20 protein-coding genes are annotated in these 22,839 nt (G+C 44.2%); 17 read left to right on the top strand and 3 right to left on the bottom strand.

Translation table 11 applies throughout. The annotated features are described in order from the left end of the window. Positions 1–89 precede the first annotated feature (89 nt). From CI960_RS04990 to CI960_RS05025, 8 genes are all read left to right on the top strand, one after another. A complete protein-coding gene (locus CI960_RS04990) occupies positions 90–1,031 on the top strand; it encodes an EpsG family protein (protein WP_226768326.1) in 942 nt (313 codons plus the stop codon). Between the two features lie 182 nt (positions 1,032–1,213). Continuing rightward, positions 1,214–2,173 carry a glycosyltransferase gene (locus tag CI960_RS04995; protein WP_229055215.1) on the top strand — a complete coding sequence of 320 codons (960 nt, stop codon included), beginning with the start codon at positions 1,214–1,216 and terminating at the stop codon, positions 2,171–2,173. After that, positions 2,170–4,053: a hypothetical protein gene (locus CI960_RS05000; RefSeq protein WP_005861891.1), complete on the top strand. Its 1,884-nt coding sequence runs from the start codon at positions 2,170–2,172 to the stop codon at positions 4,051–4,053. Before CI960_RS04995 ends, CI960_RS05000 begins: the two co-directional genes overlap by 4 nt. A gap of 91 nt (positions 4,054–4,144) precedes the next feature. Then, a complete protein-coding gene (glf, locus tag CI960_RS05005; protein ID WP_005861893.1) occupies positions 4,145–5,245 on the top strand; it encodes a UDP-galactopyranose mutase in 1,101 nt (366 codons plus the stop codon). A gap of 13 nt (positions 5,246–5,258) precedes the next feature. Continuing rightward, a complete protein-coding gene (locus tag CI960_RS05010; protein WP_005861895.1) occupies positions 5,259–6,239 on the top strand; it encodes an acyltransferase family protein in 981 nt (326 codons plus the stop codon). A gap of 24 nt (positions 6,240–6,263) precedes the next feature. Then, the gene (locus CI960_RS05015) at positions 6,264–7,052 is read left to right on the top strand and encodes a glycosyltransferase family 2 protein (protein ID WP_005861896.1); all 789 of its coding nucleotides are present in this window, start codon (positions 6,264–6,266) and stop codon (positions 7,050–7,052) included. Between the two features lie 23 nt (positions 7,053–7,075). Next, the gene (locus CI960_RS05020; protein WP_005861898.1) at positions 7,076–8,236 is read left to right on the top strand and encodes an ATP-grasp domain-containing protein; all 1,161 of its coding nucleotides are present in this window, start codon (positions 7,076–7,078) and stop codon (positions 8,234–8,236) included. A gap of 11 nt (positions 8,237–8,247) precedes the next feature. Continuing rightward, the gene (locus tag CI960_RS05025; protein ID WP_005861900.1) at positions 8,248–9,138 is read left to right on the top strand and encodes a polysaccharide deacetylase family protein; all 891 of its coding nucleotides are present in this window, start codon (positions 8,248–8,250) and stop codon (positions 9,136–9,138) included. On the opposite strand, the gene CI960_RS05030 is transcribed toward CI960_RS05025, so the two are convergent. Then, positions 9,092–10,222 (bottom strand): type II toxin-antitoxin system HipA family toxin, encoded by a 1,131-nt coding sequence (locus CI960_RS05030; protein ID WP_005861903.1) that lies wholly within the window; start codon positions 10,220–10,222, stop codon positions 9,092–9,094. The two genes, CI960_RS05025 and CI960_RS05030, sit on opposite strands and share 47 nt — an antisense overlap. Further along, the gene (locus CI960_RS05035; RefSeq protein WP_005861905.1) at positions 10,222–10,557 is read right to left on the bottom strand and encodes a helix-turn-helix domain-containing protein; all 336 of its coding nucleotides are present in this window, start codon (positions 10,555–10,557) and stop codon (positions 10,222–10,224) included. The genes CI960_RS05030 and CI960_RS05035 overlap by 1 nt, the downstream gene beginning before the upstream one ends. 221 nt (positions 10,558–10,778) lie before the next feature. Here CI960_RS05035 and rplU point away from each other — a divergent pair, with 221 nt between their 5' ends. The 5 genes from rplU to gcvT all read left to right on the top strand — a co-directional run bounded on the left by rplU (position 10,779) and on the right by gcvT (position 15,324). Further along, on the top strand, positions 10,779–11,096 hold the full coding sequence (gene rplU / locus CI960_RS05040; RefSeq protein ID WP_005861907.1) for a 50S ribosomal protein L21: 318 nt from the start codon (positions 10,779–10,781) through the stop codon (positions 11,094–11,096). A 22-nt stretch (positions 11,097–11,118) separates the two neighbouring features. Beyond that, positions 11,119–11,385, top strand: a complete 267-nt coding sequence (rpmA, locus tag CI960_RS05045; RefSeq protein ID WP_005861909.1) for a 50S ribosomal protein L27 — start codon at positions 11,119–11,121, stop codon at positions 11,383–11,385. 156 nt (positions 11,386–11,541) lie between these two features. Continuing rightward, positions 11,542–12,948: an amidophosphoribosyltransferase gene (locus CI960_RS05050; RefSeq protein ID WP_005861911.1), complete on the top strand. Its 1,407-nt coding sequence runs from the start codon at positions 11,542–11,544 to the stop codon at positions 12,946–12,948. A 56-nt stretch (positions 12,949–13,004) separates the two neighbouring features. After that, a complete protein-coding gene (pepT, locus tag CI960_RS05055) occupies positions 13,005–14,225 on the top strand; it encodes a peptidase T (protein WP_005861913.1) in 1,221 nt (406 codons plus the stop codon). Positions 14,226–14,238: 13 nt separating this feature from the next. Beyond that, positions 14,239–15,324, top strand: coding sequence for a glycine cleavage system aminomethyltransferase GcvT (gcvT, locus tag CI960_RS05060; RefSeq protein WP_005861915.1), 1,086 nt, complete (start codon positions 14,239–14,241; stop codon positions 15,322–15,324). Positions 15,325–15,407: 83 nt separating this feature from the next. Here gcvT and CI960_RS05065 read toward each other — a convergent pair whose 3' ends face one another. Beyond that, the gene (locus tag CI960_RS05065; protein WP_005861917.1) at positions 15,408–15,995 is read right to left on the bottom strand and encodes a DUF4251 domain-containing protein; all 588 of its coding nucleotides are present in this window, start codon (positions 15,993–15,995) and stop codon (positions 15,408–15,410) included. 166 nt (positions 15,996–16,161) lie between these two features. Between CI960_RS05065 and CI960_RS05070 the strand changes: the two genes are divergently transcribed. The 4 genes from CI960_RS05070 (at position 16,162) to CI960_RS05085 (ending at position 22,785) form a co-directional block, all read left to right on the top strand. After that, entirely contained in the window at positions 16,162–17,175 is a 1,014-nt protein-coding gene (locus CI960_RS05070; RefSeq protein WP_005861919.1) for a Gfo/Idh/MocA family protein, read from the top strand. A gap of 154 nt (positions 17,176–17,329) precedes the next feature. Beyond that, entirely contained in the window at positions 17,330–18,517 is a 1,188-nt protein-coding gene (locus CI960_RS05075) for a hypothetical protein (RefSeq protein ID WP_005861921.1), read from the top strand. An 85-nt stretch (positions 18,518–18,602) separates the two neighbouring features. Beyond that, positions 18,603–19,172 carry a hypothetical protein gene (locus CI960_RS05080; RefSeq protein WP_005861923.1) on the top strand — a complete coding sequence of 190 codons (570 nt, stop codon included), beginning with the start codon at positions 18,603–18,605 and terminating at the stop codon, positions 19,170–19,172. After that, complete coding sequence (locus CI960_RS05085) at positions 19,156–22,785, top strand: ATP-binding protein (protein WP_005861926.1); 3,630 nt, start codon at positions 19,156–19,158, stop codon at positions 22,783–22,785. The genes CI960_RS05080 and CI960_RS05085 overlap by 17 nt, the downstream gene beginning before the upstream one ends. The last annotated feature ends 54 nt before the right edge of the window (positions 22,786–22,839 follow it).

Below are 22,839 nucleotides of genomic sequence, written 5' to 3' on the forward strand. Positions count from 1 at the left end.
CCATATTGTTGCTGTCCGTATTATTCGCATATTATGCAGAACATTCTAAAACGAGACGCTCACGTATCCTTGCTCGTTACAGCCTCTTTATGGTACTTTTCGTGCCCTCTGTTCTACGATATGATATTGGTACTGATTATGCAAGTTATGTGGATTCTTTTAATTTTTCTTCCGAATACAAACAAACAGAAATAGTTTTTTATGCTTTGATCCTTTTTTTAAGGAATCTTCAGTTGCCTGCGCATAGCCTTTTCGTTTGTTCTGCATTTATAACCTATTTTCCTTTGCTGTTCTTGCAAAGAAAGAACTATACGTGGAAAATTTTGATGTATGTGTTGTTGTGCTATTTATTGTCTTATTCTGCGATAAGGAATATGATTTCTTTGTCTCTCGTAATCTTAGCATTCGATTTGTTTTTTAGAGGTAAAAGATGGGGGGCTTTCATAATATATCCATTGTCTGTCTTGTTTCATGCTTCCTCATTTGTTTTCCTGCCATTCTTTTTTGTAAATAGGATGCATTGCAATAGAATTATTCTCCTGCTCATTTCATCGTTTTTATTATGTATATGTTATACAGATATGTTTTTTGTTTTGTTGAACAATGACTTGTTCTTGAATTCATATTATGGAGGATATATGTTTAGTGTTTATGGGGTTGAGCCTTCCTATAATACGGGATATGGTGCGTTTTCGAAAATATTGTTTGCGGCGATAGTTTTTTTGTCTGTCTTGTTCTCGAAGACTAAAGATAATGCTGTGATTTATTTTTCATTGTTTTATTTTATATCATTGGTCTTAATGACAAAGGTTAGTATTTTTTTAAGATTGGCAGATGCAGCTGCAATAACATTGGTGTTTGCTCTCCCCTTATGCTTGAGTGTATGGCGTGAGAAAAAGATTATAGCTTTGAAATATCTCATGGTGTTGTTTTATGTTGTTTTATTTGAGATGTTTATTTATGCTAATAATAGGGGCCTAAAAGAAGGAAATGTTGGTGTTTCTCCTTATCAAACAATATTTTGTGAATAATTATGAGAGTTGCTTTTTTATTGAATGATGCGGGATTGTATGGAGCAAATCTTTCGCTTTCTAATATGATTAAGTCGTATGGCTTTAAGGATTGTTTGGTTTTGTCTCCATCAGAAGGCCCTTTCTTGTCGCTGTTGAAAGAAATGGGCGTATCGTATAAGGTTGTTCCATTTAAATTTAATATGGCGACTTATAATAAGAATTTTTTAAGTTTTATATTATATCCTGTTAGGTTTTGTTATTATTGGATTCTTAACAAGTATTCTTATCCTTTGATATTAAAAATTATAGAAGAGAATGGTATAGATGTTATTCATTCGAATAATAGTTGGATTAGTATTGGCTTTGAAATCGCAAAACAAAAGCGGATTAAGCATGTTTGGCATTTGAGAGAAATGTCAGATTTACATTTCTATATGCGGTCATTTAAACCTTTTGAAAAGTTATGTGAGGATTTCAATAATTCGGATTCTGTCATTTGTGTGTCTGAAGCGGTAAAGAGGCATTTTCATATTCGGAATAAGAACGCAGTGGTTCTTTACGATGCGGTCGATTCTATCCGTAATATTCAAGATGTGCATTATGAGAAGGAGAATTATTTCTTGTATTGTGGTGGCTTAAGTGAAAATAAAGGTGTTTTGGATGCTATATCGTCATTTTCAAAAGTGTCACGCAATCGCAATATTCGGCTGTATATAGCGGGAACCGGATCTGCTCATTTCGTCAAGAAGATGAAATCGCTTATAGAAAAAGAGGGGATAGAGGGAAAAGTCGTCTTGTTGGGATACCGTACGGATGCCAAGGAGTTGATGAGGAAAGCGGTTGCATTATTAATGTGTTCCTGGCATGAGGCATACGGGCGAGTGACGGTGGAGGCTATGATGAATGATTGCGTGGTTATCGGAAGGAATTCGGGTGGGACATCGGAATTGATAGAACATGAGGAAACCGGATTCTTGTTTGATTCGAATAGCGAATTGGAGGCATTGATGGAGAAAGTCTTGGATATGGATACGACCATTATTCGAGATAAAGCGAGGGAGAAAGCCATTCACTCGTTTACGGAGGAGGTCTATGGCGAGCAATTAAAAAAGGTCTATGATAATTTGTTAATTCAAAACCACAAAACAACACAGGAATGAGTATCAAGTCTTACAAGCAATATATCGATAGATGCGAGGTTGTTTCTTTCGATGTGTTCGACACGCTGATAAAAAGGAACGTAAGGACACCCAAAGATGTGTTCTCGTTGGTGGAAAGAGAGGCGTTAAAACGTTTCGGTGTCTCTATGGAAGGATTCAGGGATAAGCGTGTATGTGCGGAGCGAACGGCCCGCGAATTGTCCGATCGCGAGGAGATCTCGTTTGGGGAAATTTACGATCAATTGCCTTATGAGGAGGAGATTAAATCGTCCTTATCGCAGCTGGAACTGGAGATGGAGTATGCGTTGACTACCGTGAATCTAGAAATCAAGGAGGTTTATAAGTATGCCATTGACCGGGGGAAAGAGGTGATTATCGTCTCCGATATGTATTTGGATCGGGCTTTTATTGAGCGTCTTTTATTGAAATGCGGTTATAACCAGTATAAGAAAATATACGTCTCCTCGGAGACCGGAGTCCAAAAATATACCGGCAATATGTATAGGATGATATTGCGGGAGAACTCATACAGCCCCGGAAAAATAGTACATATAGGGGATGCTTTGATGGCGGATTATATACGTCCGAAATTGTCCGGTATCCGATCCGTTCATATACCAAGAGAGGTCAACCATACGCTTTATTGTCGGAAATCTAAAACGGGAGAACTCGATTCGGATTCTTTGTATAGCTTTATCAATAATACGGTATCGGAATCGGGTGATCGTTTGTTTCGTATCGGATATGAGACCTTGGGACCTCTTTTGTATGGGTTTTGTGTTTGGCTGCATGAATATAAATTACGTTTGGGAATCGATAAGTTTCTGTTCCTTTCTCGTGACGGACAAATCATGCGTGCCGCTTATAAGATATTATATCCTAAGGAGGATACTGAATATGTATATGCTTCAAGGAGAAGTTTATTAGTCCCGATATTACGCCATTGCAAGGATATAAAAGCCATGTTGGACAGGCTCTCTATATATCGTTATACATCGGTCAGAACGATGTTGGATTTGTTGGGGTTAGATTATAAGGAATATGTCTTGGCACTTGGTCGTTATGGACTTGATCTGGATGATTCTTTTTTGAAAAAAGATTTTTTAGAGAATAAGGATTTATCGAGTTTCCTAAAGGAATTACTTCCCGATATTATTGAGAATTCGGAAGAAGAATTTCTCTCTTTACAGTACTACATCGATCGTTTAAACCTATCCGGAAAAGTAGGGATTATCGATATAGGTTGGCGGGGACGTTTACAGAAGGCTTTGGAGGAAATGTTGCCGGAACTAGGAAAGAATATGGAAATTATGGGATTCTATCTAGGTATCATGTTGGATAAGGAAAACGCTTTCGGCTATCTGTATGGCTCGGAAGATTCCGAGGAAAAGGTGATGGTGCGATCCTTCGAGGGGTTACTGGAGATGTTGTTCAGTGCGGATCACGGCTCGGTGAAACGGTATAAATCGGATCAAACTATTGAATTGTATGATTTTGAATATGATGGGAACAGTAAGTTGAGAAATGATTTCAAGGATCTCCTAAAGATACGGGAGGGGGCTTTATGCTTTGTCAAGCGGTTCTGTGAGAATTCCTTGTCGGATGTCATCCGCTGGGACAAGACGATGGCTTTCGATGCGATCTGCCGTTTGGGAACGGAAACCCGTCAGTCGGACTTAAATCGGTTCGGAAATTGGTCTTTTTATGCCAATAATACGATTTCCCCGTTGGCTAAACCTAATCGTGGCGTTTACTTCAGTTTTTTGAAATTGAAAAAGGGTATTTCCTCATCACCTTGGAAAATAGGTTATTTAAAACGTTTTCTAAAGATACCGTTGCCGTATTTGAGAATATATAAGTGGTTTATGCATGATCAATAGTAGATAAGGAAACCGATAGGCTTACAAAAAGGATCTTATTCTTTGTGCCTGTTGACAGATTCCTCAAATAATAATTTTAAACCATATAGAGATGATTTATGATTACCTTATCGTCGGTTCCGGTCTCTTTGGAACCACAATGGCCTACCTCCTTCATCAAAAAGGATATAAATGTTTGGTTATAGACAAGCGCTCGCATATAGGGGGTAATGTCTATACGGAGTCCGTGAATGGCATCAACGTACATAAGTATGGGGCGCATATTTTTCATACCAGTGACAGGAGGGTATGGGAGTTCGTGAACTCGTTGGTTGAGTTCAATCGGTACACCAACTCTCCTGTGGCAAATTATAAGGGAAAACTGTATAATTTGCCTTTCAATATGAATACTTTCTATCAGATGTGGGGGGTGACGACCCCGGAGGAGGCTAAGGAGATGATAGAGAAGCAACGGAGAGAGTCCGGAATCCTTAGCCCTAAGAATTTGGAAGAACAGGCTATATCTTTGATCGGGAAGGATATTTATTATACGCTGATCAAGGATTATACAGAAAAACAATGGGGACGTAAGGCTACGGAACTTCCTGCGTTTATCATTAAACGACTTCCTGTGCGTTTCACTTTCGATAATAATTATTTCAATGATAAGTATCAAGGTATCCCGGAGGGCGGATACACGAGGATGATCGAGAAAATGCTAGATGGCGTGGAGGTTCGTTTGAATACGGATTATTTCGGGAATCGAGAATATTTTGATTCGATAGCGGATCGGGTAATCTACACGGGGGAGATTGATCGCTTCTTTGATTATCGCTTTGGGTATTTGGAGTATCGAACCGTGAGTTTCGAAACAGAGTTATTGGAAGGTGTTCCTAATTTCCAAGGGAATGCCGTGGTGAACTATACGGATGCCGATACTCCTTATACCCGTATTATCGAACATAAACATTTTGAGTTTGGACAACAACCGGACACGGTGATCTCAAGGGAGAATTCCAAGGAGTGGAGACCGGGGGATGAGCCTTATTATCCGGTGAACGATAAACGGAACAGTGAGTTGTATGTTCGGTACAAGGCCTTGGCAGACGCACAAGAGAAGGTGGTCTTTGGCGGTCGGCTGGCGGAATATAAATATTATGATATGCATCAGGTGATCGCAAATGCGTTGGAGTTGGCGGAAAAATTTAATTAAACTTGGAATGATTATGGGAAAGAAACTCACGCAAGTTTCATTTTTATTTGTTTTTGCAACACTGTTGGTTGTGATAGGCCATGCGGATATTACCTTGGATTACAGAGATCTCTGGATTTATAAATGGGTGTATTCATTTCATATGCCTCTTTTCTTTTTCTTGTCTGGATTCTTGTTTGCGTATACATATCCAGCAAATAAAATGCAAGGAATGAGATTCTTTCCATTCATGAGGAAAAAGGTCAAGCGGCTCTTATTGCCTTTCTTATTTATTAATAGTGTGATTTTTGTTATTAAGTCACGTTTTGTTCCTGCGGAGTTGATGCAGAATCCGTTGACGTTTAGTTTCTCCTCGTGGGTGGAGAGTATGCTTTGGTATCCGATTGGATTTATGTGGTTTTTACCGACGTTGTTCATGATATTCGTATTCTTTTCGCTTTTAAGGAAATGGATATATGTTAACGTATATTTACAAATGGGGGGGGTAATTTTGCTGTTTGTGTTAAGTTATGTGATGCCTAATATGCAGTTTATGCAAATATCGGTTGCTGTTCATTACTCCGCTTATTTCGGTTTGGGAATTCTTTATTGTATTTATAAGGGGAGGATAGATGCTATTCTGCTACGATATAAGTATGGAATGTTTTTGGGATCGTTTGCTTTATCCGCTAGCTTATTGCCATGGAAATTGGTTGCCGCATTAGTAGGTATCGTATTCAGCCTGATTTTATCGCTTATAGTGGAGAAGCGTAGCGGGGTAGGCTTGATACATCTATCCGACTACACCTATACTGTGTTCCTGCTTTCTTATTTCCCGCAGATGCTTGTGCGCGGACCTATTGCCCATGCTTTTCCGGAGGTGAACCAATATCTGTTTTCGTGTGTCTCGTTTGTGTTGGGATTCTCGTTACCCATCCTCTTTGGCGTGATATATCGTAGGGTAAAGGATGCGAATAGGCTGACAAGATTTGTCGGTCTTTTGGTGGGATTATGATTATAAAGAGAAAAATATAATACAATGTCTGAAAATATGGAAAAGGGATTGGTCTCGATCATTACCCCTATGTATAAAGGGGCTGAGTTTGTTGGCGATACGATAGAATCTGTCTTGAAGCAAACGTATACGAATTGGGAGATGATTATCGTAGATGATTGCTCGCCGGATGATGGGGCGGGGATCAACGTCGTGAAGCGGTATGCGGATCCGCGGATCAAATTGATAGAGAGCAAGGTGAACAAAGGTTCTTCTGGGGCGAGGAATATTGCGTTGAAAGAGGCGAAAGGACAGTATATAGCGTTCTTGGATTCGGATGATATGTGGCCGGAAGAGTATTTGGAATCACAAGTGAATTTTTTGCAAACGGAGAAAGCTATTATAGTTTATGCTTCAGTACAACATATAGAAGAACATTCTAAGCGATACTTGGGAGTTCCATTTCCCCGTCCGAAAAAGGTTAAATATGATGATTTGTTAAAATTATGTCCGATTTGTCCTTCTGCTACGGTTTATGATGTGTCCAAATCGAAGAAATATTATTTTGATGAGCAATTAGGGAGTCTCAGGGATGATTATGTTTATTGGCTAAAAATCCTGAAAGAGGTACCATATGCTTATGGAAATTTGACTGTAACAATCTCCTATAGAGATAGGGTCACGGCAGTTACTTCTAATAAAATAAGAATGATAAAGCCTCAGTGGCTGGTACTTCGAAGAGTAGAAAAATTATCATTAATAAAAAGTTTGTATTGTTTAGTTTATTGGGGAATAGTAGGGGTCGTAAGAGAAAAATTGTACTATAAGCTTTAATAGTTTATGTTATACCGCTAGATATGAATATTTTGTTACTGGATGCTCATACGGTTCAATCCATTTCCGTAGCTCGTTCTTTGAAAGAGAATGGTCATGTTATATTTGGTTTCATTGAATCTAGGTTATCTTATGGTTATGTCTCTAGGTTTGTAGATCATAAGATCCTTTGTCCTATCTTGCGTGATGCTCCCTCTGAATACTTGAATTTTTTAGTTGATTTCTTGGGGAAAAATCCACAAGATGTTATTATTCCAATGTATAATGATAGCGCAGAGTTGTTGAGCCAAAATAAGGAGAGGATAGAAAATTCTTTTTCCGTGAAGTGTGCCATTCCACATTATGATACTTTTATAAAGGCACATGACAAAGAAAGATTGATGGATGTTTGCAAGCAACGATCATTTCCACACCCTCGGACTGCATTTCTTTCGTCAAAAAATCTGCATGAAGTAGTATCTTATGTTGGCTTTCCTGCTTTAATCAAACCGAATATTTCATCTGGGGCTAGAGGGATTATGCTTGTGCATGAAGAGAAAGAGCTATTAGACAAATGGCCTGCCATAGAACGAGATTTTGGTCGTTGCACTTTACAGGAATATGTTGATCATACAGGGATCTATTATAATGTGATGCTTTATCGTGATAAGAGCGGGGGGTGCCATGAAGCCGTAATTATTCGAATCATGCGTTATTTCCCTTTAAAAGGAGGGACTAGTTGTTATTGTGAGACGATTCAAAATGAGACTTTGGTCTGCATCTGTAAAGATATTTTAGATGCTTTGGATTGGGTTGGTTTTGCCGACTTTGATATTATGGAGAGCAAATCGGGGGAATATAAAGTTATAGAAATAAATCCTCGTGTACCGGCAAGTATACATGCTGCATATATAGCAGGAGTTAATTATCCGGAAATGATCGTTCATGATATGAAGGATGAACCGATCTTAACTTATACTTATCATATCGGAAAAGTATTACGTTTTTGGGGACTGGATGTTATGTGGTTTATCTTTTCTCCCCAAAGATTTAGTTCCCATCCCTCTTGGTTCTGCTTTTTAGGTAAGAATATATTTTATCAGGATGGATCTTTAAAAGACCCTTTACCAATGTTGATGGGTATATTATCTGGTTTGGTGAAATATCTGAATCCTTCTTTTCGAAAATCTAAATTAAGATCTTGATTTAACAAAATATGAACATACTAACTTTCGACATCGAGGAATGGTTTCATCTCCTCGATAACGATTCTACACGCTCTGAAGAGCAGTGGAAAGGGTTTGAAGTGCGTATCTATGAGAATATGGAGCGCATTTTTCGTATCTTGGAGGAGACTGATACGAAGGCTACTTTTTTCGTGATCGGCTGGATCGCCAAGACATATCCGGATATCGTGAGGCAGATCGCATCCAAGTATCAGGTGGGAAGCCATACGATGAATCATCAGTTAGTGTGGCAACAATCGAGGGAGGCATTCAAAGAGGATGTCTCTTCTTCCATAAAATTGCTGGAGGATATAACGGGACAGAAGGTAGAGGCTTTTCGTGCGCCGGGCTTCTCGATCCGTGAGAGCGAGGGGTGGGCTTTCGAGATATTGCATGAATTGGGAATTCGTATGGATAGCTCGGTTTTTCCTGCGCATCATGCGCATGGAGGAATGCCATCATATGTTTCTGCGGTGCCTAGCTGGGTGGAATATAACGGAATAAGGATGAAAGAATTCCCGATCGTGTATCGTAAGATATTGGGAAAGCATATCGTTTTCTCTGGAGGAGGCTATTTCCGCTTGGTTCCCTATAGATTATTGAGGAAATGGACACGTGAATGTCCGGAATATTTGTTGGCTTACATCCATCCTCGTGATCTGGATGCGGAGCAACCGATGATTGAGGACTTAAATTATATCCGTCGTTTCAAATCGTATTATGGCTTGCGTGGAGCGGAAGAGAAATTGAAACGATGGCTTATGGATTTTGATTTTATGGACTTACGTACGGCGGATGGTCTGATAGATTGGAAGGCAGCTCCTATTGTCGAAATTACTCCCAGTCTTTGTTCCGCAACAAATCTCCGCAGCCAGTCCTAACCTCTTCAATGATTCGTATGCAGCGCGGTTTATTCATCTTGTTTTTAGTACCGATGGTTATCATGTCTTGAATGGTGGGATGTCCGGTTCCATTGACCGAAGTCGCATGTTCACCATTATAACCCTCTGTGCATAGGGTGAGATCGTAGGCGGGAGCAAGATGCCATTGCCATGTGCTGGTATCACTTTTCTGTATTGTGAAACTGAAATTCTTGCAATGATCATCTTTGTTGTCTGTGAAATAGTTGAAAACCATACGACGAAACATTTCTTCCACTTCTAAAGGATTCTGCGTTAGATAGCCAGTTAGGGCCAGTAAGTTGCTATAATCGAGAATTGGGTTGGATAGTGGAATGTTAAGCAGCCCTCCGGCTGTGACTGTATGCAAACGTTCTCCATCTTGCGAGATGTCGAAGCGGCGTGTCGTGAAATACTTACCGTTGATCAGTTTGAAGTCTGGAACGCGGATGCCACATTGTCGTGCTAACTCATTGTAATGAAATTCTATCAATCCCATGTCTTGAGGGTCGTATGTATGGCGGAACTTCACCATCCAATGCCCTTCATTGTTGGAGAACAATGCCTTGGGTCTGCATCCGCCGCTATTTCGGCTGTTAAAAAGAAGAAGTTCTACGTCATCGTCGTTCTTCTCATGCAACACTTCTAAGGCCTTTTCTTGCAGCAGATCGAAATCAAGGGGCTCATGCGAAGTACCTATGCTGGTTTCCGGTTCGTATGTGAGTGCTCCCATACCCCCATTTCCCACTAGACTTAGACGGTCGAGCGCTGACAATTGGGTATCGTTGATGCCTTCTTTGAGCAAGGCCTTATGCAAGAGGTTGCGACCATAGCCATCGGGCAGACTGTCTTCGAAAACACCGAAATTCCCATAAAAAGGTGAGGGCTTTGCGATGAACAATCCCGGTTTCAGCGGAAGTTCCAATGGGGATATACTGAAACCGTTGGAAAGCCATGCTTTATCGTATTCAAAGGCACACTGTTTGTTGTCGGGAGTGAGCGAAAGCGTCCCGACTATCTGTTCGTGATACTTTACGATAAGTCTTTCTATTTTTTTGATTCTCATTACTTATGTACTTTTTTCTTGTTGGTATTCTTGCGGATTTGTAGTAGCTCCTCCATGGTGGAGTATTTTGGTTCGGAAAAAAGCTTCTTTATCTCCGAAGTGTAACCTAATGCCATTGCTATGCCGATAAGGTTCTTGAGTGAGATAAGACCTTTCTGTTCGAATCGCACGATATTACTGACTGCTACACCTGCCTTCTCCGACACTTGTTCGCGTGTCAGATTCTTCTCTATACGTCGCTTGCGGAAGTCGTTGGCTATTTCTTTAGCGATCTCATCCGGGTTGTCTAGCGTATAGTTGTCAAGAACTGATAACATATTATTTGTTTCCTGCATCTTTATTTGGATAATAGTAATATATTATTAGTTGCAAAGGTAGTAAAAAGCTCTGTATTCTCATCGTCTTATGCGTGGCTTTTTAAAAGTTCAAGAAGATGTTTGTGGAATTAAATAAAAAACTCTATCTTTGCACTCGATTTTCCGCAGAGGGTAAATAAGTGGAGCCGGAGACGGAGCCCACCCCCGGGACCTAACCTGTTTAAAAGATTTTAAGACAGATGTACGTAATCGTAGAAATTAACGGACAACAGTTCAAGGCTGAGCAAGGCAAGAAATTGTTCGTTCATCACATTCAGAACGCGGAAAGCGGTGCTGTTGTGGAGTTTGACAAGGTGTTGTTAGTAGATAACAACGGTGAGGTAACAGTGGGTGTTCCTACTGTAGAGGGCGCAAAGGTAGTATGCGAGGTATTATCTCCGCTGGTAAAAGGTGACAAGGTGCTGGTATTCCACAAGAAGAGAAGAAAAGGTTACCGTAAATTGAACGGTCACCGTCAGCAGTTCACTGAGGTGAGTATTAAAGAAGTTATTGCTTAACGTTTAAAGGAGAAGAAAAGAAATGGCACATAAAAAAGGTGTGGGTAGTTCTAAGAACGGCCGTGAATCACAAAGTAAAAGATTAGGTGTTAAGCTTTTTGGTGGTGAGGTTGCTAAAGCTGGTAACATCATCGTTCGTCAAAGAGGTACGGTTCATCATCCGGGCGAGAACGTAGGTATCGGTAAGGATCATACGTTGTATGCGTTGGTAGATGGCGTTGTTACTTTCCGTAGAGGAAAAGAAAACAGATCATTTGTTTCTGTAAAAGAAGTTGTTGCTGAGGCTTAAGTTTCTGCGACCAAAGAATAAGGAAAAGGATATCCTGAAAAGGGGTATCCTTTTTTTATTGCCGATGATAATAAACGTTATGAAGTAAATTTTGGAACATATATAAATAAACTTGTAACTTTGCGGTCTCAAACATAAATACAAACATAAAAAACAATGGGTGGTTTTTTCGGAACTATTTCTAAAGGAGCCTGTATTACGGATTTATTCTATGGTACAGACTACAATTCTCATCTAGGAACCCGCAGAGGCGGTATGGCTACGTACGATAAGGAAGAAGGGTTTACGCGTTCGATCCACAATCTGGAGAATTCTTATTTCCGCACCAAGTTTGAACCGGGGCTTCCTAAATTCAAAGGAAAAGCCGGGATCGGTATTATCAGCGATACGGATGCGCAGCCTATCGTTATCAACTCTCACTTAGGAAAATTCGCGATCGTGACGGTGGCGAAGATCAATAACTTGGACGAATTGGAGGATGAGTTATTGAAGGCGAATATGCATTTTTCGGAATTGAGTTCAGGAAAAACGAATCAGACGGAGTTAGTCGCTTTGCTGATTACACAAGGCAAGGACTTCGTGGAGGGTATTGAGAATGTTTACAATAAGATAAAGGGCTCTTGCTCTATGTTGCTCCTGACGGAGGATGGTATTATCGCTGCCCGTGACAAATGGGGGCGTACGCCGATCGTAATCGGGAAGAAGGACGGGGCTTATGCGGCGACCAGCGAGTCCAGCAGTCTTCCGAACTTGGATTATGAGATCGAGAAATTTATAGGCCCGGGCGAGATCGTCCGTTTGCGTGCCGATGGTATGGAGCAGATGCGTAAACCGAATGAAGGGATGCAGATCTGCTCTTTCCTTTGGGTATATTATGGATTCCCTGTTTCTTGCTATGAGGGAAAGAACGTGGAAGATGTCCGGTTTATGAGTGGCTATAAGATGGGGCAGAAGGATGACTCGGAGGTGGATTGCGCTTGTGGTATACCGGACTCCGGCGTGGGTATGGCCTTGGGATATGCGGAAGGTAAGGGGGTGCCTTATCATCGGGCTATCGCTAAGTATACACCGACGTGGCCTCGTAGTTTTACCCCGGCTAACCAAGAGATGCGTGCTTTGGTGGCTAAGATGAAATTGATACCGAACCGTGCGATGCTGGAAGGCAGACGCATCCTTTTCTGCGACGACTCGATCGTGCGTGGTACACAGCTTCGTGATAACGTGAAGATCTTATATGATTATGGGGCGAAAGAGGTACATATGCGTATCGCTTGCCCTCCATTGATTTATAGTTGCCCGTTTATCGGTTTTACTTCTTCCAAGAGTCCTTTGGAGTTGATAACTCGTCAGATTATCAAGGAACTGGAAGGGGATGAGAATAAGAATCTGGATAAATATGCTACGACAGACTCTCCGGAATATAAGAAGATGGTCGGAATTATCGCCGAGCGTTTCGGGTTGAGTTCCTTGAAGTTTAATACGCTGGAAACCTTGGTGGAGGCGATCGACCTTCCTAAGTGTAAGGTTTGTACGCATTGCTTTGATGGTTCAAGCTGTTTTTAGAAAAATTTTACCTACTTTTATGCCTGCAATGTTTTAATGGCTAAAAAGAGTGAGTTATGACAGTTTTAGATAGATTTTTAAAGTACGTTACGTTCGATACCCAGTCGAACGAGGAGACGGGTACGACTCCTAGTACGCCGGGACAACGTGTCTTTGCCGAGGCTTTGGTGAAGGAATTGGAAGCGATTGGTATGGAGGAGATCTCCTTGGATGAGAATAGTTATGTAATGGCTACTCTGCCGGCTAATACGGACGAGAAAATCCCGACTATCGGTTTTATCGCTCATTTGGATACGAGTCCGGATATGTCGGGTAAGAATGTTCAACCTCGTATCGTGACTTATCTGGGTGGTGATATTGTCTTGGATGCGGAAGAAAATGTTGTACTATCTCAATCGATGTTCCCAGAGCTTTCTGATTATAAGGGACAGGATATTATCGTAACGAATGGTAAGACTTTATTAGGTGCCGATGATAAGGGAGGTGTAGCCGCTATCGTCGCCTCTATGCAATATTTGAAGGATCATCCGGAGATCAAGCACGGTAAGATCCGTATCGCTTTTACCCCGGATGAGGAAATCGGACAAGGTGCCGATCATTTCGACGTGGAGAAGTTCGGTTGTGATTGGGGATATACGATTGACGGTGGACAAATCGGTGAGTTGGAATATGAGAATTTCAATGCCGCCGGCGCTAAAATTATCTTCAAGGGCTTGAACGTACATCCGGGATACGCCAAGGATAAGATGCAAAACGCTTCCTTGCGTGCGATCGAGTTTGCTTCTTGGTTGCCGGCCGAGCAACGTCCGGAGCATACGACTGGTTATGAGGGATTCTTCCATTTGACCGGTATGACCGGTTCGGTTGAGGAAGCTACTCTATCTTACATCATCCGTGACCATGACCGGAAGTTGTTCGAGGAGAAGAAAGAATTGCTTCGTACGTTGGTTGATAAGATGAATGAAGCGCATCCGGGATGTGCGCATTTAGAGCTTCGGGATCAATATTACAATATGCGCGAGGTCGTGGAGCCCCAGAAGCATATCGTTGATTTGGCGTTTGAGGCGATGACCTCCGTTGGGGTAGAACCGATCGTGAAACCGATCCGGGGAGGTACGGATGGTGCCCGCCTGTCGTTTATGGGATTGCCTTGCCCGAATATTTTCGCGGGAGGCCTGAATTTTCACGGACGTTATGAGTTCTTGCCCGTTCGTTCGTTGGAAAAGAGTATGGAAACAGTTATAAAAATCATAGAGCTATCGGCTCGTAAATCTTAAATGCAATAATTACATGAAAACAACTCCGTTTACCGACGTGCATATCGCCTTGGGCGCGAAGATGCACGAATTCGCAGGTTTCAATATGCCTATCGAATATTCCGGAATTATCGACGAACACATGACTGTAGTGAATGGTGTAGGTGTGTTCGATGTTTCCCACATGGGCGAGTTTTGGGTAAAAGGCCCGAACGCTTTGGCTTTCATTCAAAGCGTAACTTCTAACGACGCTTCTGTCTTGCCGCTTGGCAAGGCTCAATATACTTGCTTCCCGAATGACAAGGGAGGTATCGTGGATGACCTTTTGGTATATCATTACGAGCCGGAGAAATATTTGCTGGTCGTAAACGCCGGTAATATCGACAAGGATTGGGATTGGTGCGTAAGCCATAATACGGTAGGTGCCGAATTGGAGAATTCTTCCGACCGTACGGCTCAATTGGCTATCCAAGGACCGAAAGCACAGGAGGTTCTTCAACGTCTTACTCCGGTTGATTTATCTTCTATTCCTTACTATTCATTTGTGACGGGTGAGTTCGCCGGTTGCAAGAACGTGATTATCTCCAACACGGGGTATACCGGTGCGGGTGGCTTCGAGTTGTATTTCTATCCGAGTGATGCGATGACGATCTGGAACGCTATATTCGAGGCTGGTAAGCCGGAAGGCATCAAGCCGATCGGTTTGGGAGCACGCGATACGCTTCGTCTTGAGATGGGCTTCTGTCTGTATGGAAATGATTTGGATGATACGACTTCTCCGATCGAGGCTGGTTTAGGCTGGATCACGAAGTTCGCCGAGGGTAAGAACTTTACGAATCGTGCGGAATTGGAGCGTCAGAAGAAAGAGGGCGTAACCCGTAAGTTGTGTGCTTTCGAGTTGCAGGAAAAGGGAATTCCCCGTCATGGCTATGAGATCGCCGATGCGGAAGGGAATGTAATTGGCGTGGTTACTTCCGGTACGATGTCTCCGGTATTGAAGAAGGGGATCGGTATGGGATACGTGAAACCTGAGTTTGCGAAAGCTGGTACGGATATCTTTATCAAGGTGCGTAATAAGAACTTGAAGGCTCAAGTGGTAAAGGCTCCTTTCCGTAAATAAGAGATAAGGCTATCTATAAATAGTTCGAAGGCGATGTTCCTCACGGAGCACCGCCTTCCTTATTATAGAAAAGTTGGACATGATTAATATGTTGTTCCCTGGAAAATGTTCGATTGTGAGTACGGAAGTAGGGTACCGGTCATTCTCAAGTTTCTACCGGAGAAGTTCGGGTCTACGGTAACGGTTGCGTTGTTTGTTCCGTTGGTAAGCATCAAGCTAACGGTAGCGGAGATAAACACACCCTGTACGTTCATGTTCAGATAAACATTGCCCTTGTCATCCTGCTTGGTCTGGATATTGGAGGCGCTACCTTGTACGGTGATACCACCTAATCCGTTAGGACCGGGATACGGAGAGTTGGACGCGATCTGGACCATAGCCTGTCCGTCATTCAAAGATACGAAGTTCGTATTTGAATTTACGTAGAATACCTGTCCGTTCATCGGTTGTATGTTGTTAGCCTCCAATACGAATGATTGGTTGTTGATAGCTTGTACAGCGGCGTTAAACTCTTCTTGGCCTTCTACGGCATCTTGTGCCAGACGCTCTTGTTTCTTGATTTCTCTCTCTACTTTTTTGGCTTCCTTTGTTATCGATTTTTGAGCCATTACTTGTGTCATTCCGCACATAGCGACAGCGAGAACGACGATAAAAGATACAATTCTTTTCATACTTGATTTAGTTTTAAAACGGTTTTAAATTGTATAGATTAAACAGCGTCGTTGCGAAAAAGTTCCTGTGACTTATCCTTTTTATAGATACAATAACATTTCCACGGAGTATTTATGTTAAACAGAAATCGTACATTTGTAAATAAAGAACATAATACGATAGAATATGGATAAAGTACGTTTTGGTGTAGTCGGAACCAATTTCATAAGTGATTGGGTAATTGCCGGAGCCCGGCAGGATGAGCGTTTTGAACTGGTAGCTGTATATTCGAGAACTCAGGAGACGGCGGATGCTTTCGCCTCGAAACATAATATACCGTATACGTTTACCTCCTTGGAGGAGATGGCGAAAAGCCCGTTGATCGACGCCGTGTATATTGCCTCCCCGAACTTCCTTCATGCCTCCCAGAGTATTCTTTGCATGAGCTATGGCAAGCATGTTCTTTGCGAGAAACCCTTCGCTTCCAACGCGAAAGAAGTACGTGCGATGATCGAGGCTTCCCGTACCTATAATGTCACGTTGATGGAGGCGATGAAGCCTACGCTTACGCCGAACTTTCTTGCCGTGCGAGAGAATCTTGGGCGTGTAGGTACGGTTCGTCGTTATTTCGCCTGCTATTGCCAGTATTCCTCCCGTTATGATAAGTTCAAGGAAGGAATCGTGTTGAACGCTTTCAAGCCGGAGTTGTCTAATGGGGCCATGATGGATATCGGTATTTATACGGTCTATCCGATGGTTGTCTTGTTTGGTCGCCCTAAGAAGATAGATGCCTCGGGCATAGTCCTGTCCTCAGGAGCGGACGGGCAAGGGGCCGTGAATTTCTTGTATGAGGGGATGAACGCCACGGTGCTTTATTCTAAGATCGCCAACTCCGCCTTGCCTACCGAGATACAAGGGGAGGAGGGGAACTTGACCTTGGACCGGATCAATATCATCCGTAAAGTGACGTATTCTCCTCGTTTAGCTCCGGCGATGGGAAAAGGCCCGGAACCGGTTCCGGAAGACCTAAGCGTGGTCGCCGATAAGGATGAGTACTATTATGAGGTAGCGGAATTTATCAACCTCGTCTTGTCTGGCAAGCGGGAGTCAGAAATCAATAGCCTTGATAATTCTTTGATTACATTGGAGATTATCGATGAAGTACGCCGGCAGTTGGGAATTGTCTATCCGGCGGATTGATAACTCTTCGTGATTTTCCTCTTTTTCCATCGGGGTGAAAAACTTTTTCCACCGTGATGAAAAAGCTTTTTCACTACGATGGAAATCCTTTTTCATCACGGAGAAAAAAGGGTTACTTGTATTTTTATTACCTTTGTGTCCTTAATTGTTTAGGATGTACATATATAATTCAATACCCCATATAACGAATACGCTAAATCTGGGAAAGGACCTATTGGAGGTCTTATTTGAGAAAAGAAAATCATTACCGTTTCGCTATGATTATGCGTTGGATATTATCGATGAGAATAAATTGAATATCTTGATCGAGCGTGAGGTGATCCGCAGGAACGGCCCTTATATCGAGATGGATGAGCATTATCTCTCTTTCTATGAGCTGCTTCTGGAGGCGAATGAGGAGATTTCTACCTCGGTGATCGATGAGAATATCCAGTTGGTGTATCAATTGATCGATTATTATGGCAAGGAGGATAACGATTTGCGTAAGCTGGGTTATCTGCGATCGGTCAAGGCGCATTTGCGGAAGATCGGGAAGATCTTGGTACGTAACGTGGTGTCCTTGCAACGGGTGATCGATAATACGTTCAAGAACGAGCCGAGCTATAAGGTGAAGATCGCCAAACTGGAGAATCTGGACGCTAAGCGAATCGAGATCAACCGCCTGATCGTGGAAGTGGAGAAGCTGCTGGATCGGGAACGGACTCCCTTTTTCGCCCAAGCCCCGGACGAGGAGTTGTTGACGATCGCCCGTGAGTTGAAGACGGAGTTATTGAGCGCCGGCCATAGCTTGATCCATTCCCAACAGGATATCATTGATTACTTGAACCAGATCCGTACGCAGGTGGGTTTTACCCGTAAGCTGCGTCGTATCAAATATCTGCGGGAGCAGTTTGAGTTACAGGAGAACACGAACGTGCGGGAGGTGGTAGACGCGGAGCGTTCCGTGGTATTGGAGGGCGTGCAGCCTACCTTATTCAAGGTTTCCATTCCTTATTTGCAAACGGACGAGGCACTGGATGTCATCTTGAAGGTGGCCGACGGCATACGGCCGGACAAGGTGATCCACCGGCAGGAGCTGGGGGTGATCTCCGCCGAGCAGATGGAGAATCAAGAGGTGGGGGAGGCTGCTATCAATACCCGGAAGATGATGGATGTTTTTAGCCGGACCGGAGGGGATTTGTTCTCTTTCGTGATGGCGTATGATTATAACCGGGAGATGGATTTCGAGGCGAAGGTTACGTTATTTTGCCGTTTACTCTCCCTCTATGAGAATGAGTTGGAGATAACAGACCGTTTTGGGCATATGGAGCATATAGAATATGCCATTATTCAAAGAACCTAGTTGTAGAGACGGGGCGTGTCCCCTGTGATGAGACGGGGTACGCCCCGTCTCTACAACTGGATAAAATAAAACAACAATAATAAGGATGATAGATAATTTACCGGTACAGACCGCACAGATCTATGATTACCTGTCGAAAGGTAATTTTCTGTGCTCGAATACAAGTGTAAAGGAGTTGAGGACACTCTTCTCGGTCGTAGAAGATAATTTTGAGCGTTTACGTGATTATTTCTCGCATATCAATTTCGTGTTGGAGCAGGGGAATAATTACTTCTACTTCTCCCGCAAGGAGCCCCGGGCTACCTTGGAGCAAAAGCTCCAGCGTTTCTTCGCTTGGATCGATATCATGGACTTCTTCTGTACGTACGATACGGCCTTCGGGCCCGGTTTCACTTTCTCGCCGGCGGAGATATTGGTACGTTCCCGTATTGACATGGATCTAGAGATGAAGCTGGACGGGTTGAAAAAACATACCGGAGGCAAGGATAAACGCAAGGATATCCTCGATACCATCTTGGACAGGATGACGAAAGAGGGCTTTATCGAGTGCGTAAGCGATATGAACGGGACGTGGAAAGTGCTCTCCTCGTGGGATTACCTCACAAAGATGATCCATAGTATTAACATAAAGAACGAAGATGAGATATCTCAATAAAATAGTATTTATAAACAGCGCCGCTATCCGTTACTCGGAAGTGCAGCTGGATGGAAATATACATTTAATCGGAACGCAGGGAGTGGGGAAGAGTACGATCCTCCGTGCGATCCTTTTCTTTTACAACGCCGATACGCAGCGGCTCGGAATCCCGGTCGAGAAGAAATCGTATCAGGATTATTATTTCCCTTATGCCGATTCCTCGATCATCTACGAGGTAGCGAGGGAGGATGGTTGGTTTACGGTACTTAGCTATAAGACGATGAACCGTATCTGCTACCGCTTTATCGCCTCTCCGTACCGGCCGGATCTTTTTATCGACGAGGAGGGAGCGCCTTATCCGTCGGATCGTATCCGCTCGGTGCTCGATAAGAACGGTATCAAGTATAGCGGGGCGATCTCCACGTATGAGGAATACCGGAATATCCTCTACGGAAACTCGGATAATAAACGGGATTACTCTTGTTATTCCTTGATGGAGAGCGGCTCCTACCAGAATATCATCCGTACGATCCAGAACGTCTTGCTGAATTCACGCTTGGAGGCGGATTATATCAAGCAGACGATCATCACCTCCTTGAACGAGGCGGATAGCGTGATCGACTTGAGCCGTTACCGGAGCCATCTATCCGGTTTTGAGGCGCAACTGAATGATATCGGTGTTTTCCGTGAGCCGGGCATGGTGCGGAAGGCCGCCGGGATCTCCACCTTGTCGGACGATATCCGTAAGCGGGATTTACGGATCAACGATCTGTGCCGCCAATTGCGCGGGGCTTATATGCAAACGGAGCGTATCTTGCCGGAGTTGTCCCGGAAGATACATGAGCAGGAGGCGGTCAAATCGGATTTCTATAAGCAAAGGGATAAGCTAGACGCTGAATCGAAGAACCGGACAGCCACGATGGAAGGCGAGTTGGCCGTGCTGAAAAACGCCTTGTCGGAGGCGGAAGCGAAACGGGTTTTCTATGTCGGGAAAGATATCCAGACGGCGATGGATCGTTGTAACAAATTGGAGATCTTACAGCAGGAACAGGAATCCTTAGTCGTGGAGAAAGATTTGCTTTCTTCCAAGAATAAAGAAGCCTCGGTCTTGCACGCCAATTTGATCGCTAATCTGAAGAACGAGTTGGCCGGCTTCGAGAACGAGAAACAGAAACAATTACTGGCGGCAGAGACCGAGATCAATGCTCGTCGGGAGGCTCGCCGGGAGTATTATCGACGGCTACGGGAGGAATCGCGCCATGCCGCCTCGGAGGAGAAAGAGCGTTTGTTGGTGGATCGGGAGAAACGTACGACGGAGGTCGCCGCCTTGAAGATGCGTATCAAGACTGCCCGAGGGCAGTCGGGAACCTCGGAGGAATTGGAGGCGGTCAAAGGGCGTCTCGGTAATTACGACGCGAACCGGAAGGACTTGGAGCTGAAGATCCGTGAGCTGAAGTACGAGTTGAACTACCAGACGAAAGAGTTCGAGACCGCCGAGAAGCATCTGGATGAGGATTATCAAAAGCTAGCGGAATCCAACGAGGTGAAGATCGAGGCCCTAAGCGCTAAGCTAGCGGAACTGACGGAGTTCTTGGATAACCAGAAAGATAGCTTCTTCAATTGGCTGTCCGAGCATAAACCCGGCTGGGAGCAGACGATCGGGCAAGTGTGTGACGAGCGCCTGCTTTACGGGAAAGAGTTTACGGCGGAGGTAGGCGAGGGAGATACCTTTTATGGAATCCGCTTCACCTCCGGGATTCACCGGAATGTCAAGACCAAGGAGGATTACTTGACGGAGAAGAAGGAGGCCGAGGAAAAACGTGCCGGAATCCAGCGCTTCATCGCTACGGCGCGGCAGGACTTGGAGGCGGCAAAGGAGAATCTCCGCAAGCAATATCAATCCTCCGTGAAGCCCATCAAGGAGGATATCTATCACGCGGAATATGAGTTGGAGCAACTGGCGGTCCGCAAGAAAGAGGACGAGTCTCGTCTGTCGGCCTTGCGGGATCAGGCGACCCGTCTGAGGCAGGAGGAGATCCGGCGTTTGGAGGAGGAGTTGAACGCTGCCGAGGCCGCCCTTTCCTCGATCCGGCAGGAGATCGCCACGCTTCAGGGCAAGATGGACCGGGAACTCGCTTCCTTGGATGAGCAAGAGAAAGATGAGTTGGCTGCTTTGGATAAGGAACTCTCCGCCCGGAGGGAAGCTATCTCGGAGGAGATCGCACGCAAGAAAGCGGAGCTGGAAGAGCGCAAATCCGGATATGACAGGGAGCAATTGGATAGCTTGACCGCTAGCGGTGGCGATCCGAGGCGTTTGGAGGAGATCCATTCCCGCTTGGCGTATATCGGTGGGGAGATCAAGTATATCAACGAGACCAAGGCTTTGATTATCGAGTATCTGAAAGATAAGCGAGAGATGCTGGATAAGGTACCCGACTGGACGGCGGAGAGCCTACGTTTGCAGCAGATCATCCACGGGGAACAGGAGGAATTGAAAAAGCGTCTGGCGGACGTGAACCGGAATATCTTCAAGATAGATGCCGAGCTGAAGGAGCTGAAGGAGGCCAACCGGAAAGCGTTGGAGAACCGGGAGGAATATCACCGCTCTACCCTGTTGGACTGGTTTACCTCTAGGGAATCCATCTTCTCTTCCATGAACCGTACCGACACGGATGGCGATTGCCGTTCCTTGGTACGGGAGATCACGATCCGCGTCAGCGAGCAATCCCAGAAACTTTCCGAGCTGCGCAAGGAGATAACCGCCTACACCGGCAATTTCTCCGAGGATAATGTGTTCGCCTTCAAGACGAGCTTCTCGGATGATAAAGAGTATATGGATTTCGCTTGCGACTTGAAGGAGTTTATCGACGAGGACAAGGTCTCGGAATACCAATCGCGTATCAATACCCGCAACTCCGATATCTTCCGGCAGATTACGGCGGACACGAAAAGCATGGTCTCTCAGGAAGGCAATATCCGTGGCGTGGTGGATCAGATCAACGCCGATTTCAAGGAGAAGAACTTCGTGGGGATTATCCAGTGTATCGAGATGCGTATCGATCCGAGCCAGAACAAGATCGTCAATCTGTTGAAGGAGATCAAGCGATTCAACGAGGAATATAGCTGGGATTTGGGGCAGAACCTGTTCGCTTCCTCGGCCGACGATACGGCTACCCGGGAGAAGGCGACGACGTTGCTACGTGAGTTGATCAAGTCGATGGACGCTTATTCCGGCAACTTGATCCGCTTGGCGGACTTCTTCGACCTTAAATTCCGGGTGATTGAGAACCGGAATGATACGGGCTTCGTAGAACGTCTTACGAACGTAGGCTCCGAGGGTACGGATATCTTGGTCAAATCCATGGTGAATATCATGTTGCTGAACGTGTTCAAGCGGAACGCCTCCACGGTATTCTCTGATTTCAGGCTCCATTGCATGATGGATGAGATCGGGAAGCTGCACCCGAATAACGTGGCGGGGATCTTGAAATTTGCCAACGACCGGGATATTCTCTTGATCAATGGTTCGCCGACCGAGCAGGATGCCCTGTCCTATAAGCACATCTATAAACTGGAGAAGGATACGGATAGCTTCACCCGCATCCGCAGGGTGATTACGCAGTTCGATTAGTTACGATCTATGTTAGGGCCTCGGTTGATACGGGTGAGAGACGAGGCTCTCTCA

This window comes from Parabacteroides sp. CT06, assembly GCF_002257605.1.
Classification (GTDB): Bacteria; Bacteroidota; Bacteroidia; order Bacteroidales; family Tannerellaceae; genus Parabacteroides; species Parabacteroides distasonis.

What these genes read in the sequence shown, in the direction of transcription:
- CI960_RS04990 (WP_226768326.1), top strand. Translation starts at nt 90, where the DNA reads ATGGTACTTTTCGTGCCCTCTGTTCTACGATATGATATTGGTACTGAT.
- CI960_RS04995 (WP_229055215.1), top strand. Translation starts at nt 1,214, where the DNA reads ATGGCGACTTATAATAAGAATTTTTTAAGTTTTATATTATATCCTGTT.
- CI960_RS05000 (WP_005861891.1), top strand. Translation starts at nt 2,170, where the DNA reads ATGAGTATCAAGTCTTACAAGCAATATATCGATAGATGCGAGGTTGTT.
- glf (WP_005861893.1), top strand. Translation starts at nt 4,145, where the DNA reads ATGATTTATGATTACCTTATCGTCGGTTCCGGTCTCTTTGGAACCACA.
- CI960_RS05010 (WP_005861895.1), top strand. Translation starts at nt 5,259, where the DNA reads ATGGGAAAGAAACTCACGCAAGTTTCATTTTTATTTGTTTTTGCAACA.
- CI960_RS05015 (WP_005861896.1), top strand. Translation starts at nt 6,264, where the DNA reads ATGTCTGAAAATATGGAAAAGGGATTGGTCTCGATCATTACCCCTATG.
- CI960_RS05020 (WP_005861898.1), top strand. Translation starts at nt 7,076, where the DNA reads ATGAATATTTTGTTACTGGATGCTCATACGGTTCAATCCATTTCCGTA.
- CI960_RS05025 (WP_005861900.1), top strand. Translation starts at nt 8,248, where the DNA reads ATGAACATACTAACTTTCGACATCGAGGAATGGTTTCATCTCCTCGAT.
- CI960_RS05030 (WP_005861903.1), bottom strand. Translation starts at nt 10,222, where the DNA reads ATGAGAATCAAAAAAATAGAAAGACTTATCGTAAAGTATCACGAACAG.
- CI960_RS05035 (WP_005861905.1), bottom strand. Translation starts at nt 10,557, where the DNA reads ATGCAGGAAACAAATAATATGTTATCAGTTCTTGACAACTATACGCTA.
- rplU (WP_005861907.1), top strand. Translation starts at nt 10,779, where the DNA reads ATGTACGTAATCGTAGAAATTAACGGACAACAGTTCAAGGCTGAGCAA.
- rpmA (WP_005861909.1), top strand. Translation starts at nt 11,119, where the DNA reads ATGGCACATAAAAAAGGTGTGGGTAGTTCTAAGAACGGCCGTGAATCA.
- CI960_RS05050 (WP_005861911.1), top strand. Translation starts at nt 11,542, where the DNA reads ATGGGTGGTTTTTTCGGAACTATTTCTAAAGGAGCCTGTATTACGGAT.
- pepT (WP_005861913.1), top strand. Translation starts at nt 13,005, where the DNA reads ATGACAGTTTTAGATAGATTTTTAAAGTACGTTACGTTCGATACCCAG.
- gcvT (WP_005861915.1), top strand. Translation starts at nt 14,239, where the DNA reads ATGAAAACAACTCCGTTTACCGACGTGCATATCGCCTTGGGCGCGAAG.
- CI960_RS05065 (WP_005861917.1), bottom strand. Translation starts at nt 15,995, where the DNA reads ATGAAAAGAATTGTATCTTTTATCGTCGTTCTCGCTGTCGCTATGTGC.
- CI960_RS05070 (WP_005861919.1), top strand. Translation starts at nt 16,162, where the DNA reads ATGGATAAAGTACGTTTTGGTGTAGTCGGAACCAATTTCATAAGTGAT.
- CI960_RS05075 (WP_005861921.1), top strand. Translation starts at nt 17,330, where the DNA reads ATGTACATATATAATTCAATACCCCATATAACGAATACGCTAAATCTG.
- CI960_RS05080 (WP_005861923.1), top strand. Translation starts at nt 18,603, where the DNA reads ATGATAGATAATTTACCGGTACAGACCGCACAGATCTATGATTACCTG.
- CI960_RS05085 (WP_005861926.1), top strand. Translation starts at nt 19,156, where the DNA reads ATGAGATATCTCAATAAAATAGTATTTATAAACAGCGCCGCTATCCGT.